The following is a 13,043-nucleotide window of genomic DNA, read 5'->3' on the forward strand; positions in this document are numbered from 1 at the left end:
CCATTGTGCGCGCAGCCGATGCAGGCCGGCATCACGGCGCCTTGGCCGCATGGTCCAGCGCGAAGTTCAGCGTCACCACGTTCACCCGCGGCTGGCCGAACACGCCCCACTGGCGCCCTTCAGTATGTGCCTGCACCAAGGCCTGCACGCGCTCCACCGGCAGGCCGCGGGCACGTGCCACGCGTGCCACCTGCAGCTGCGCCGCCGCCGGCGACAGCTGCGGATCCAGCCCGCCGCCGGACTGGGTGACCAGGTCGGCCGGCACCTGCGCCGGGGCGACACCTTCGCGCGCGGCCACCGCCGCCGTGCTGGCGGCAACACGCTCGGCCAGCGCCGGGTTGCTGCGCGCCAGGTTGGAACCGGCCGCGGCCATCGGGTCGTAGTTGGCCGCCGACGGCCGTGCCTGGAAGTAGCCATCACCGGTGAACGGCTGCGACAGCCAGGCCGAGCCGCGCACCTGGCCGTTGCCATCGCGCAGCAGGCTGCCCTCGGCCTGGGTGGGGTAGGCCAGGCCGGCGAAACCGGTGGCGATGCCGGCGTAGACTGCGCCGGCCAGCAGCAGGGTAGCCAGGCCCAGGCCGATCGCCGGGCGCCAGCCGGCGCCGTCCTGCAGGCTGGCCACGCGGGCTTCGGCCTTCGGTTCGCGGGGCAGGGTGGTGGAGGTGGAAGCAGAACGGTTCATGCGCCGAATACCAGGACAAGGAAGAGGTCGATCAGCTTGATCGCCGCGAACGGCAACAGCACGCCGCCGAGGCCGTACACCAGCATGTTCCGGCGCAGCAGCGCGGTGGCCGTGGCCGGACGGAAGCGCACGCCACGCAGGGCGAGCGGGATCAGCGCGGGAATCACCAGCGCGTTGAAGATCAGCGCCGCCAGCACCGCGTTGCGTGGGCTCGACAGCTGCATCACGTTCAGTGCGGCCATGGCCGGAACCGCAGCGGCAAACAGCGCCGGCAGGATCGCGAAGTACTTGGACACGTCGTTGGCCAGCGAGAAGGTGGTCAGCGCACCGCGGGTGATCAGCTGCTGCTTGCCCACTTCCACGACCGCCAGCAGCTTGGCCGGGTCTGAATCGAGGTCGACCATGTTGCCGGCCTCCTTCGCCGCCTGCGTGCCGGAGTTCATCGCCAGGCCGATGTCGGCCTGGGCCAGCGCGGGAGCATCGTTGGTGCCATCGCCCACCATCGCCACCAGGCGGCCACCGGCCTGTTCCTGGCGGATGCGTGCCAGCTTGTCTTCCGGACGGGCCTCGGCGATGTAGTCATCAACGCCCGCTTCGGCGGCGATGGCGGCAGCGGTCAGCGGGTTGTCGCCGGTGATCATCACCGTGCGGATGCCCATCGCCCGCAGCTGTGCGAACTTCTCGCGCATGCCGTGCTTGACCACGTCCGACAGCTCGATCACGCCCAGCACGTGGCGGCCCTCGGCCACCACCAGCGGGGTGGCGCCATTGCGCGCGACCTGCTCGACGCGGCCGGCCAGTTCAGCCGGCACGCTGCCGCCGAGCGCCTGCACGTGGGTGCGGATCGCATCGGCAGCGCCCTTGCGGATCTGCCGCCCATGCTCCAGATCGACGCCGGACATCCGGGTCTGGGCACTGAACGCCAGGTAGTCGGCACGGTCCGGCTCGGCGGTGGCGCAGCCCTGTTCGCGCGCCAGGCGCACGATCGACTTGCCTTCCGGGGTCGGGTCGGCCAGCGAGGACAGCAGTGCCGCCTCGCGCAGCTGGCTGGCGTCGATGCCGGCCAGCGGATGGAAGTGGCTGGCCTGGCGGTCGCCGTAGGTGATGGTGCCGGTCTTGTCCAGCAGCAGCACGTCGACGTCGCCGGCCACTTCCACCGCCTTGCCCGACTTGGCCAGCACGTTGGCAGCCAGCGCACGGTTCATGCCGGCGATGCCGATGGCCGGCAGCAGGCCGCCGATGGTGGTCGGGATCAGGCACACCAGCAGTGCGATCAGCAGCAGTGGATCGACCTGCACGCCCACGGCCGCGCCGATCGCCGGCAACGTGGCCACCACCACCAGGAAGGTCAGCGTCATCGCCGCCAGCAGCAGGGTCAGCGCGATCTCGTTGGGGGTCTTCTGGCGATTGGCACCTTCCACCAGCGCGATCATGCGGTCCAGGAAGCTGTGGCCCGGCTCGGCGGTCACCCGCACGATGATCTGGTCGGACAGCACCTTGGTGCCACCGATCACACCGGAACGGTCGGTACCAGCCTCGCGCAGCACCGGTGCCGATTCGCCGGTCACTGCCGCTTCGTTGATGGTGGCCAGGCCCTGCACGATCTCGCCATCGGCCGGCACCAGCTCACCGGCACTGACGATCACATGGTCGCCCGGGCGCAGCTCGGCGGCAGGCACCTGGGCTTCGGCTGCGCCCGGCTGCGGCGCCGCCAGCCGGCGCGCCACCAGGTCCTGGCGGGCACGGCGCAGCGAGGCGGCCTGGCCACGGCCACGCGCTTCGGCCACTGCCTCGGCGAAATTGCCGAACAGCACGGTCACCAGCAGGATGGCGGTCACTGCCAGGCCGAAGCCCAGCGGTGCATTGCCGGTCAGGGTGACGATCGCGGCGACGATCGTGCCGGCCATCACCACCGCCATCACCGGGCTGCGCACCAGATGCATCGGCGCCAGCTTGCGCACCGCTTCGACCAGCGCATGGCGCAGGCCGGCGCCATCAAGCAGGGCAGGGCGCGGTGCATGGGTACTACGGGTTGAACTTGCTTGGGTACTCATCAGGGTGTCCTCAGCGCAGTCCCAGGCTCAGGTGATCGGCGATCGGGCCGAGTACCAGCGCCGGCATGAACTGCAGCACGGTCAGGATGACGATCACCGAGACCAGGGTCAGGGCGAAGGTCGGGGTTTCGATCTGCAGGCTGCCGGCAGACTCCGGCGCCTGGCGCTTGGCGGCCAGCTGTGCGGCCACCACCAGCGGAATGATCAGCAGCGGGAAGCGGCCCAGCAGCAGTACCAGCGAGCAGCTCAGGTTCCACCACAGCGTGGCGTCACCCAGTCCTTCGAAGCCCGAACCGTTGTTGGCGTAGGCCGAGACATACTCGTAGAACACCTGGCTGATGCCATGGAAGCCGGGGTTGGAGGTGCCGGCCAGGCCGGGCACGGCCAGGGTGATCGCAGTGAACACCAGCAGGGTGATCGGCTGCAGCAGCACCAGCAGGGCCAGCAGGCGCACCTGGGGCGTCTCCAGCTTGCGGCCGAACAGTTCCGGCGTGCGCCCGGTCATCAACCCGGCCAGGAACACACCCAGCAGCAGATAGACGATGAACTGCTGCAGGCCACAGCCGATGCCGCCCCAGATCGCGCTGACCAGCATGTTGACCATCGCGATGCCACCGCTCAGCGGCGCCAGCGAATCGTGCATGCCGTTCACCGAGCCATTGGAGACCTGGGTAGTCACCGCCGCCCACAGCGCCGTGCCGTCGGCGCCGAAGCGCACCTCCTTGCCTTCCATCAGCAGCGGGGTGGCGGCGCTGGCGCTATGCCCTTCGCTCCACATCATCGCGCCGGTGGAAAGCAGCGACATGCCCAGCATGCAGCTGAACACCAGGGCGCCGAAGCGACGCCGGCCGGTGAACGCGCCGATCATGAAGATCACCGCCATCGGCACCAGCAGGATGCCGACGATTTCCAGCGCGTTCGACAGCGGGGTCGGGTTCTCCAGCGGGAAGCTGCTGTTCGGGCCGTACCAGCCGCCACCGTTGGCGCCAAGCTGCTTGGCCGCGACCATCGCCGCCACCGGGCCCAGCGGCAGCTTCTGTCCGGTCATGCCGGCGCTGGCATCGATCGGCGTGGCCTGCGGGCCACCGGCCATCGTCGACGGCACACCCTGGCTGGTCAGCAGCAGGGTCCACACCAGGCACAGCGGCAACAGGAAACGCACGCACAGGCGCACCACGTCCACGTAGTAGTTGCCTACCGCCACCTGGCGGTCATCGCCGGCACCGGTGGCCGCCGCAGCCTGCGGCGCACGCGAGAACAACGCGCGCAGCGTCGCCACCGCCAGCGCCAGGCCCATCATCGGCGTCACCACCTGCAGGCCGGTGATGCCGGTCATCTGCGAGAGGTAGGACAGCTGCGCCTGGCCCGAATAGTGCTGCTGGTTGGTGTTGGTCAGGAACGAGATCATCGTGTGCAGCGCGGTGTCCCAGCGCATGTTCGGGATCTGGTCCGGGTTCAGTGGCAACCAGGCCTGGGTCATGAACACCGCCTGGGTCAACACAGCGACCACCACGTTGCTCAGCACGAAGGCCAGCACGTAGCCGCGCCAGGACATCGCGCGCGAGGGATCGACGCCGAACACCTTGTACAACGGCTTTTCGATCCAGTTGAACAGCACGTCGACCTTCATCGGCGTGCCGCGCATCACGCGGGCCAGGTACAGGCCCAGCGGCCACGCCAGCAGCAGGCTGGCGGCAAGAATGACAAGCATCTCAGTCATGGCCGGCTCCGTTAGAACGATTCGGGCCGCAGCACGACATAGAGAAGATAGGCGGCGGCGACCAGCACCAGCACGCCACACAACAAAGACAGCCAGGGGGACATTTCAATAGCGACCTGGTGGAACCCCTCCACCTCAGGCCGTCATCGTCGTCCTGCCGCCCATAAACGAACTACGCGCCGGACCGGGCCGACGCGTAAAGAGTGCATAAATTCCGTGGGCCAACCCGTAACCAGGCGCCGCCTGCTGTAGAGCCGAGCCCATGCTCGGCTGCCCTTTCCCAAGGTCACGCGGAGTCGAGCGTGGGCCCGACGCTACAGGCGAATCACGGCGCCTGGCTCGCCTGCGCCACGCCCTTCAGCTCGCGATAGCGCTGCAGCGTGCTGTCGATCTCGGCCTTCAGCGCCTGCTGCTGCTGCAGGAATCCGGCCTGCAGGCGTTGCTGCGACTGCAGTTGCACGTGCCGCTGGCGGATCGCCTCGGCCTGCTTGTCGGCCACCTTGCCACCGGCCAGTTCGCGGTCACCGGCGGCCGACAGCAGCGCCACCAGCGATTCGCGCAGGCTGGTGACGTTGTACTCGGCGGTCTTCAGGTTGTTGTCCAGCACTTCCTGGCGTTCGGCGAACACCCGGCGCAGGTCGTCCTCGCTGCCATAGGTGGACAGCATCGCCTGCTCGGTGCGCTGGCGGGTCTGCTCGGCCATCAGGTCCAGCTGCTGCTGCTGTGCCACGGTGCTGGCTGCGGCGCGCTCCTCGTCGGTCAACGCGCGCTGGACCTGCGCATTGCGCAGGCCGCTCTTCGCGTTGAACTCCTCGCGGGCGTGATTGACCGCATCGGCCGGCAGCGAATCACTGCAGATCCGCTCCTTGCCCTCGTTCCAGCAGTACAGCTTCTTTTCCACCTTGCCGCCGTCGCGCGACTGCGCCGGCACGGTGAACGGCACGGCCAGCAGCAGGCCGGCAAAGAGAACAGCAGGAACTCGGGACATGACCTTTCCCCTGGTCGGTCAGCGGATCGAACGGACGCCGTACTGGGCCCGGTAGGCTTCCAGCGGCTGCCGGTAACCGACAAGTTCCGGGTTGCCGGAGGCGAAATCAAGCAGATCGGCCAGCGATGCCACGGCGATCACCGGAATGCCGGCTTCTTCGGCCACCGACTGTGCCGCCGAGCGACGGTCGGCTTCCGAGGCGATCTCCTGGCGGTCCAGTGCCACCACGATGCCGGCCGGGGTGCCGCCGGCAGCGCGGATGATGCCCAGCGCTTCGCGGATCGCGGTACCGGCGGTGATCACGTCATCGACGATCAGCACGCGCTTGCCATTCAGGTCGGCGCCGATCAGCTGGCCGCCTTCACCATGGTCCTTGGCTTCCTTGCGGTTGAACGACAGCGGCAGGTCGCGGCCACGCTGAGCCAGCTCGCAGGCCATCGCGGTGGCCAGCGGAATGCCCTTGTAGGCCGGGCCGAACACCACGTCGTACTTGATCCCGGTGGCATCGATGGCATCGGCGTAGCAGGCGCCGAGCTGCGACAGCAGCGAACCGGAGTCGAAACGACCGGCGTTGAAGAAATAGGGGCTCAGCCGGCCGGACTTGAGGGTGAACTGGCCGAAGCGCAGGGCGTCGGCAGTCAGGGCCAGCTGCAGGAAACGGTGGCGGTGGTCGCTCATCAAAACTCGATTCATCTTCATTTGGAGCACAAATCCTAATCCAGCTGGGCGTTTTGCGCTCGTCCAGCGCCATGTGAAAGCCGTCCAGGCCCGGCCTGGCGGACTGCGCAGCCCTGCGGGCAACCGGTATGCTTGCCCGGTTTCCCGCCGCAGGTCCCCCGCATGCGCATCATCAGTTTCAACGCCAATGGCATCCGTTCCGCCGCGACCAAGGGCTTCCTCGACTGGTTCCGTGCCCAGGACGCCGACGTCCTGTGCATCCAGGAAACCAAGGCCCAGGAAGACCAGCTGACCGACCCGATGTTCCGTCCGGACGGCCACCACTGCTTCTATCGCGATGCCATCACCAAGAAGGGCTACAGCGGCGTGGCGATCTACAGCAAGCGCGAACCGGACCAGGTCATCACCTCGCTGGGCTGGGCGCCGTTCGACGACGAAGGCCGCTACATCGAGGCGCGCTACGGCAATCTCAGCGTGGTTTCCTTCTATATCCCATCGGGCAGCTCGGGCGACCTGCGCCAGGGCTTCAAGTTCGAAGTGATGGAATGGCTGCGGCCGATCCTCGAAGCGTGGGCGCGCAGCGGCCGCGACTACGTGCTGTGCGGTGACTGGAACATCGTGCGTTCGGCGCTGGACATCAAGAACTGGAAGTCCAACCAGAAGAACTCCGGCTGCCTGCCGGAGGAGCGCGACTGGCTCAACGCGCTGTGCGCCGACCACGGCCAGGCCACCGATGTCGCCGGCGGCCGTGGGTGGGCCGATGCCTACCGCCTGCTCAACCCCACCGGAGAGGACTACACCTGGTGGAGCAACCGCGGCGCCGCCCGTGCCAACAATGTCGGTTGGCGCATCGACTACCAGTTCATCACCCCGGGCCTGCGTGACCGACTGCGCAGCTGCTCGATCTACCGCGACGAGCGCTTCTCCGACCACGCCCCGTTCACCGTGGACTACGACCTGTGACCGAGGCCGCCACGCCGGTCAGCTACAAGGGCTGGGCCGGCATCAAGCGCGCCTTCGGTACCCCGTCGGCGCTGACCATGGCCATGCTCGGCTTCGGCAGTGGCCTGCCGTTCCTGCTGATCGCCTCGCAGACCCTGTCCACGCGCCTGCGCGACGTCGGGCTGGACCTGGGCAGCATCGGCCTGATCAGCCTGGCCAGCTTCTTCTACCTGCTCAAGTTCCTGTGGGCACCGCTGCTGGACCGCTACGCCTTCCCGCTGCTGGGGCGGCTCGGCCGCCGCCGCTCCTGGCTGCTGGTGTCGCAGGTGCTGGTGCTGGTCGGGCTGGTCGCGCTGGCCTTCGTGCGGCCCGAACAGGGCGTGTGGCCGTTGGTGATGTGGGTGCTGGTGGCGTCGTTCGCCGGCGCCACCCAGGATTCGGCCGTCGATGCCTACCGCATCGAGATCGCGCCGCAGACCGCCCAGGCGGCGCTGGCCGCCACCTATACGCTGGGCTACCGCATCGGCCTGATCCTGGCCGGTGCCGGCGCGCTGTACCTGGCCCAGTTCGAAGGCTGGATCGTCGCCTACCTGGCGATGGCCGCGCTGATGCTGCTGCCGATCGTCACCACCCTGCTGTGCGCCGAACCGCAGCGCCCGGCCACCGCCGTGCAGCGCCGCATCGATATTGCCGAAGCGTTCGTCCAGCCCATCTCCAGCTTCTTCAGCCGCAATGGCGTGGCACTGGCGCTGGTGCTGCTGGCCTTCGTCGGCCTGTTCAAGTTTCCCGACCAGGTGATCGGAGTGATGGCCGGGCCGTTCTATCTCGACTCGGGGTTCGACAAGGCCGACATCGCCACCGTCTCCAAGCTGTTCGGTGTGTGGATGGGCATCGGCGGCGCGTTCCTTGGCGGCATCGCGGTGGCTGCGTTCGGCTTCCGCCGCATGCTGCTGGTGGCCGCGCTGGGCGTGGCGCTGTCCAACCTGGCCTTCCTGCTGATGGCGCACAATCCGGGCAAGCTGTGGGCGTTCTACGCCGCGCTCAGTGCCGACAACCTGTTCCAGGGCTTTGCCGGCACCGTGCTGGTGGCCTTCATGTCGTCGCTGACCGACCGCAACTTCACCGCCACCCAGTACGCATTGCTGGTCTCGCTGGCCAACCTGCCGGGCAAGTTCGTCGGTGGCGTCTCCGGCTACATCGTCGAAGCCACGTCCTACAGCACGTTCTTCATCCTCAGCTCGATCACCGTGGTGCCAACCCTGCTGCTGCTGGCGTGGCTGTGGCCGCGGATCGCCGATCGCGGGCCGCCGCCGGTCGCCTGATTGCCTGCCCGCCCGGACTGCGGGATCATCGCCCCCGACGCGCCGAGGGGGCGGTGCCTTGCGAACGGGGAAGTGAGCATGGCCGACGTTGTGCTGCGGGACCTGGACCCGCTGCTGCTGGAACGCATCCGACGGGTCGCGGTCGCCCGCGGCTGGACCCACGAACAGACCTGCGCCGCCTTGCTGGAGCAGGGGCTGTTCAGCAGTGAACTGGAGGTCCGCTCCGGCTTCGGCGATCCCGAAGTGGACGTCCTCTCCGCCGCGATTGCCGCCCTGCAGGCCCTGCCGGCAGGGCAGGGCTTCGATTAGCGCCCTTATAGAGCCGAGCCATGCTCGGCTGCTCTTGGCCCGGCCCGGCCCGCGCTAAGCCGAGCAGGGCTCGGCTCTACAACGGCGCCTCACCTGCGCGGACGGCCCACCTCACGCCAGGTGGATCGCCCCCAGGATCCGCGGGCCCGTTGCCCCGGTCACGCTCGGCAGGTTGCCCGCCAGCCCGTCCATCGTCCGCTGCGCCAGCCAGGCGAAACCCATCGCCTCCACGTACTCCGGGTCCAGCCCATGCACCGCGCTGGACTCAACCTGCACCTCCGGCAGCCGCGCCGCCAGCCGCTTCATCAGCTGCCGGTTGCGCACGCCGCCGCCACAGACCAGCAGGCGCCGGGTCTGCGGCTGCTGCGCCAGCAACGCATCGGCCACGGTCGCCACGGTCAGCTCCAGCAGGGTGGCCTGCACATCGGCAGCGGCGTACTCGCCTTCCCCCATGTGGGCTTCGGCCCAGGACAGGTGAAACTGTTCGCGCCCGGTGCTCTTCGGCGGCGGCAGCGCGAACCACGGGTCCGAGCGCCAGCCGGCCAGCAGGCCCTCGTCCAACGTGCCACTGGCAGCGTAAGCGCCATCGGCATCGAAGGTGCGGCCGGTATGGCGCTGGCACCAGGCGTCCATCAGCGCATTGGCCGGGCCGGTATCGAAGCCACGCACCGCGCCTTCGCGCGGGATCAGGGTCAGGTTGGCGATGCCGCCCAGGTTGAGCACCGCGCGGTCTTCGTCGGCGGCGCCCAGCATGCCCAGGTGGAAGGCCGGCATCAGCGGCGCACCGTGGCCCCCGGCCGCCACGTCGCGGCGGCGGAAGTCGGATACCGTCGTGATCCCGGTCAGTTCGGCAATGCGGTTGCCGTCGCCCAGCTGCACGGTGAACGCCGGGTCGGCCAGCGGGCGGTGGCGCACGGTCTGGCCGTGCGAGCCGATCGCGCGCACCTGGCTGCGGTCCACGCCGGCCTCGGCCAGCAGTTGATTGGCGGCCCCGGCGAAGTTGATCGCGATCCGCGCGTCCAGTTCGCCCAGTTCCTCCAGCGACTCCAGCGGGCCACCTTCGCCCAGCGCCACCAGCCGCGCGCGCAGCACCGGCTCCCAGCGGGCGGTCAGGCCGTGCACGAAGCGGCAGCCACCGCCGGCGGGGAACTGCACCAGCGCGGCATCGATGCCATCGGCGCTGGTGCCCGACATCAGGCCAAGGTACAGGGGGGCGTCAGCGTCGGCAGTCGTGTTCATGGCAGGCATAAAAAAAGGACGCGGCAAGCTTGGGCTGCCGCGTCCTTCTTCGTCAACGCAAGACGCTCAGCCGCGCTTGCGGCCGGTCGCCTGCTTGTCCTTGGCGCTGGCCACCTCGGGCGCAGCCTCGTCGCGGCTGGTCGGTGCCGGGCTGGCGTCGGCGTAGATCAGCTTCTCCATGCCCTGGATGCGCGCCATCGCCGGCGCGGTCTGCGCGCGGAAGGCGACCAGCTCGGCGCCCTTCAGCGGTTCCGGCGGCGGCATGGTCACGGTCAGCGGGTTGCGGTGCTCGCCGTTGACGCGGAATTCGTAGTGCAGGTGCGGCCCGGTCGCCAGGCCGGTCGAGCCGACATAGCCGATCACCGTGCCCTGGGCCACGCGCTGGCCGGTCCTGATGTTCGCAAAGCGCGACATGTGGCCGTACAGGGTGGTGTGGCCGCGGCCATGGTCGAGGATCACCACGTTGCCGTAGCCGCGCTGCACGCCGGCGAACTGCACGCGGGCATCGCCGGCGGCCATGATCGGAGTGCCGGTGCGCGCGGCGTAGTCCACGCCCTTGTGCATGCGCATCTTGCCCAGCACCGGGTGCTTGCGCGCGCCGAAGGTCGAACTCAGCCGCGCGAACGGGATCGGCATGCGGATGAAGCTCTTCTTCAGCGAACGGCCGTTGATGTCGTAGTACTCGGACTTGCCGTTGCGGTCGAAGCGGAAGCCGGAATAGGTCTTGCCACCGGTGGTGAAGGTCGCCGCCAGGATCTTGCTGGTGTCCACCTTCTCGCCTTCGCGCCAGGTTTCATCCATCACCACGCTGAAGCGGTCGCCCGGCTGCAGGTCCTTGGAGAAGTCGATGTCGTACTTGAAGATGTCGTCGGTCATCGTCGCGATCGCCGACGGCGACAGCCCGGCCCGTCGGGCCGCGGCATACAGCGAACTGGTGATCTCGCCGCTGGTGACCACGGTGCGCGTGGAGGACTCGCGCTTGGTCACTTTCTCCTTGATGTCATCGCCGGCCAGGCTCAGTTCCACGCGGTTGTCGGCATCGCGGTCGAAACGGATGCTGCGCAGGTCGCCGGACAGCGGCATGTCGAAGGCGATCTCGGCACCCGGGCGCAGTTTGGTCAACGCCTCACGCGCGCCGGGGTGGTCCAGCACCCGGTGCAGGGTGGTGGCCGGAATGCCAGCCTTGTCGAACAGGTCGCTCAGGGTCTGGCCACGCTGCACGCGCAGCACCTGCCAGCTGTCACCCGGCACCTGCTGCTGGCGGGCCATGGTCAGCGGCGGCAACGGCAGCGCCAGGCTGGTGTGGCTGTCGGCGTAGGGGGCATCGATGGTGTGCGAGAAACCGGGGACGATCGTCGCCACCAGGGCGCCGATGGTCGCAAACAGGCTGGCATGCATCCAATGGCGGCGGGTCCAGCGCTCATTGAAGGCGGCGGGAAGATGTTGCCTGAGCTTCCGATGCAGGGTGTTGTCGTGCAGGACGTGGAGGCGTTCCTGGAAGCGCTGCTTGCGTGCGCGCCCTTGTTCGGAATTGTGCATCGGCAGTTTTTTCCTGGCGGCCTGGGAGTGCGGGCCTGATCGCCGGTTACCATAGACACCTCAGAAAACCGCGTCAAACCCTTGTGCCCATTGGCTTTTGTGAAGCCAATCGGGTTAACTTCGCTTTAACACCCCACACAAGAATCGGCGTTGCCGGGAGTAGTCACGTGTCCTCGATTGAAGAAGCCCTTGCCCTGATCGGCCGTGGTGCCGACGAGATCCTCAAGCTCGAGGATCTGCGTGCGCGCCTGCAGGAAGGCCGTCCGCTGCGGATCAAGGCCGGCTTCGACCCCACCGCGCCCGACCTGCACCTGGGCCATACGGTGCTGCTGAACAAGATGCGCCAGTTCCAGGACCTCGGCCACCAGGTCATTTTCCTGATCGGCGACTTCACCGGCATGATCGGCGACCCGTCCGGCAAGAGCCTGACCCGCAAACCGCTCAGCCGCGATGACGTGCTCGCCAACGCCCGTACCTACGAGGAACAGGTGTTCAAGGTGCTCGACCGCAGCCGTACCGAAGTCCGCTTCAACTCGGAGTGGTTCGGCAAGATGGGCGCGGCCGACATGATCCGCCTGGCCGGCCAGCACACCGTGGCGCGCATGCTCGAGCGCGACGACTTCGCCAAGCGCTATGCCGCCCAGCAGTCCATCGCCATCCACGAGTTCCTGTACCCGCTGGTGCAGGGCTACGATTCGGTGGCCCTGGAGGCCGACGTCGAACTGGGCGGTACCGACCAGAAGTTCAACCTGCTGATGGGCCGTGGCCTGCAGGAACACCACGGCCAGAAGCCGCAGGTGGTGCTGACCATGCCGCTGCTGGAAGGCCTGGACGGCGTCAACAAGATGTCCAAGTCGCTGGGCAACTACATTGGTATCAGCGAGCCGGCCATCGACATCGTCACCAAGACCATGAAGGTGGACGACACCCTGATGTGGCGCTGGATCGAACTGCTGTCCTTCGACATCAGCCAGGCCGAAGCCGTGCAGCTGCGCGAGCAGGTGGCCAATGGCGGCTTGAACCCGCGTGTGGTCAAGCTGCGCCTGGCGCGTGAACTGGCGACCCGTTTCCACGACGCCGCCGCGGCCGAGCAGGCCATTGCAGGCTGGGAAGCAGCGGTGACCGGGCAGGGTGACATTACCCAGCTGCCGCTGCAGGACGTGGCGATTCCGGCCGAAGGACTGCGTATCGCTGCGCTGCTGACGGCGGCCGGCCTGACCCCGAGCAACTCTGAAGCCAATCGCAAGCTCAAGGAGCGCGCGGTCAAGGTCGACGGTGAAGTGGTCGAAGATGGCCAGCAGGTGCTGCAGCCGGGCTTCGAAGGCCTGCTGCAGGTCGGCAAGCGTACTTTCGCCCGCGTGCGCCTGGTCACTGCCTGACAGCAGGGAAGGGCCGGCGCCAGCCGGCCCTTCCTTATGCTCTTGTAGAGCCAAGCCTACGCTTGGCTGCGCTTCGCGGGTTTCTACCGCAGCGCGACGGATGAACAGATGCAACATCCGGTGAAAAAAATCGCCACACCCCCTTCACAAATGATGTGGATGGGGCCATACTTCTCCTCCCCCGTCGCAGG

General features: G+C 68.0%; 12 protein-coding genes. 4 read left to right on the forward strand and 8 right to left on the reverse strand.

The window, feature by feature from the left end:
• Nucleotides 1-31: 31 nt before the first annotated feature.
• The 6 genes from kdpC to pyrE all read right to left on the reverse strand — a co-directional run bounded on the left by kdpC (nt 32) and on the right by pyrE (nt 6,122).
• Nucleotides 32-682, reverse strand: a complete 651-nt coding sequence (gene kdpC, locus ACT6SE_RS00510) for a potassium-transporting ATPase subunit KdpC (RefSeq protein WP_014645671.1) — start codon at nt 680-682, stop codon at nt 32-34.
• The gene (gene kdpB / locus ACT6SE_RS00515) at nt 679-2,736 is read right to left on the reverse strand and encodes a potassium-transporting ATPase subunit KdpB (protein WP_046428174.1); all 2,058 of its coding nucleotides are present in this window, start codon (nt 2,734-2,736) and stop codon (nt 679-681) included. The genes kdpC and kdpB overlap by 4 nt, the downstream gene beginning before the upstream one ends.
• Nucleotides 2,737-2,746: 10 nt before the next feature.
• Entirely contained in the window at nt 2,747-4,456 is a 1,710-nt protein-coding gene (gene kdpA, locus ACT6SE_RS00520; protein WP_014645673.1) for a potassium-transporting ATPase subunit KdpA, read from the reverse strand.
• An 11-nt stretch (nt 4,457-4,467) separates the two neighbouring features.
• Nucleotides 4,468-4,560 carry a potassium-transporting ATPase subunit F gene (locus ACT6SE_RS00525; RefSeq protein WP_005407770.1) on the reverse strand — a complete coding sequence of 31 codons (93 nt, stop codon included), beginning with the start codon at nt 4,558-4,560 and terminating at the stop codon, nt 4,468-4,470.
• A 221-nt stretch (nt 4,561-4,781) separates the two neighbouring features.
• Nucleotides 4,782-5,444, reverse strand: coding sequence for a hypothetical protein (locus tag ACT6SE_RS00530; RefSeq protein ID WP_032961414.1), 663 nt, complete (start codon nt 5,442-5,444; stop codon nt 4,782-4,784).
• 18 nt (nt 5,445-5,462) lie between these two features.
• Entirely contained in the window at nt 5,463-6,122 is a 660-nt protein-coding gene (gene pyrE / locus ACT6SE_RS00535) for an orotate phosphoribosyltransferase (RefSeq protein WP_032961411.1), read from the reverse strand.
• Between the two features lie 162 nt (nt 6,123-6,284).
• Here pyrE and ACT6SE_RS00540 point away from each other — a divergent pair, with 162 nt between their 5' ends.
• The 3 genes from ACT6SE_RS00540 to ACT6SE_RS00550 all read left to right on the forward strand — a co-directional run bounded on the left by ACT6SE_RS00540 (nt 6,285) and on the right by ACT6SE_RS00550 (nt 8,695).
• Nucleotides 6,285-7,085, forward strand: a complete 801-nt coding sequence (locus ACT6SE_RS00540; protein WP_041862998.1) for an exodeoxyribonuclease III — start codon at nt 6,285-6,287, stop codon at nt 7,083-7,085.
• Nucleotides 7,082-8,386, forward strand: a complete 1,305-nt coding sequence (locus ACT6SE_RS00545) for an AmpG family muropeptide MFS transporter (RefSeq protein ID WP_014645677.1) — start codon at nt 7,082-7,084, stop codon at nt 8,384-8,386. Before ACT6SE_RS00540 ends, ACT6SE_RS00545 begins: the two co-directional genes overlap by 4 nt.
• 78 nt (nt 8,387-8,464) lie before the next feature.
• On the forward strand, nt 8,465-8,695 hold the full coding sequence (locus ACT6SE_RS00550; protein WP_046428179.1) for a hypothetical protein: 231 nt from the start codon (nt 8,465-8,467) through the stop codon (nt 8,693-8,695).
• A 111-nt stretch (nt 8,696-8,806) separates the two neighbouring features.
• Here ACT6SE_RS00550 and ACT6SE_RS00555 read toward each other — a convergent pair whose 3' ends face one another.
• Together ACT6SE_RS00555 and ACT6SE_RS00560 are read right to left on the reverse strand one after the other, a co-directional pair.
• Nucleotides 8,807-9,934, reverse strand: a complete 1,128-nt coding sequence (locus tag ACT6SE_RS00555; RefSeq protein ID WP_080342706.1) for an anhydro-N-acetylmuramic acid kinase — start codon at nt 9,932-9,934, stop codon at nt 8,807-8,809.
• Nucleotides 9,935-10,000: 66 nt separating this feature from the next.
• Nucleotides 10,001-11,473, reverse strand: coding sequence for a M23 family metallopeptidase (locus ACT6SE_RS00560; RefSeq protein WP_032961400.1), 1,473 nt, complete (start codon nt 11,471-11,473; stop codon nt 10,001-10,003).
• A gap of 167 nt (nt 11,474-11,640) precedes the next feature.
• Here ACT6SE_RS00560 and tyrS point away from each other — a divergent pair, with 167 nt between their 5' ends.
• A complete protein-coding gene (tyrS, locus tag ACT6SE_RS00565) occupies nt 11,641-12,852 on the forward strand; it encodes a tyrosine--tRNA ligase (protein WP_014035711.1) in 1,212 nt (403 codons plus the stop codon).
• The last annotated feature ends 191 nt before the right edge of the window (nt 12,853-13,043 follow it).

This window comes from Stenotrophomonas sp. LC732 (genome assembly GCF_052446685.1).
Lineage (GTDB): Bacteria > Pseudomonadota > Gammaproteobacteria > Xanthomonadales > Xanthomonadaceae > Stenotrophomonas > Stenotrophomonas muris.

Excerpts from the sequence above, each read along its gene's own strand:
- kdpC (WP_014645671.1), bottom strand. The coding sequence starts at position 682 with ATGAACCGTTCTGCTTCCACCTCCACCACCCTGCCCCGCGAACCGAAG.
- kdpB (WP_046428174.1), bottom strand. The coding sequence starts at position 2,736 with ATGAGTACCCAAGCAAGTTCAACCCGTAGTACCCATGCACCGCGCCCT.
- kdpA (WP_014645673.1), bottom strand. The coding sequence starts at position 4,456 with ATGACTGAGATGCTTGTCATTCTTGCCGCCAGCCTGCTGCTGGCGTGG.
- ACT6SE_RS00525 (WP_005407770.1), bottom strand. The coding sequence starts at position 4,560 with ATGTCCCCCTGGCTGTCTTTGTTGTGTGGCGTGCTGGTGCTGGTCGCC.
- ACT6SE_RS00530 (WP_032961414.1), bottom strand. The coding sequence starts at position 5,444 with ATGTCCCGAGTTCCTGCTGTTCTCTTTGCCGGCCTGCTGCTGGCCGTG.
- pyrE (WP_032961411.1), bottom strand. The coding sequence starts at position 6,122 with ATGAGCGACCACCGCCACCGTTTCCTGCAGCTGGCCCTGACTGCCGAC.
- ACT6SE_RS00540 (WP_041862998.1), top strand. The coding sequence starts at position 6,285 with ATGCGCATCATCAGTTTCAACGCCAATGGCATCCGTTCCGCCGCGACC.
- ACT6SE_RS00550 (WP_046428179.1), top strand. The coding sequence starts at position 8,465 with ATGGCCGACGTTGTGCTGCGGGACCTGGACCCGCTGCTGCTGGAACGC.
- ACT6SE_RS00555 (WP_080342706.1), bottom strand. The coding sequence starts at position 9,934 with ATGAACACGACTGCCGACGCTGACGCCCCCCTGTACCTTGGCCTGATG.
- ACT6SE_RS00560 (WP_032961400.1), bottom strand. The coding sequence starts at position 11,473 with ATGCACAATTCCGAACAAGGGCGCGCACGCAAGCAGCGCTTCCAGGAA.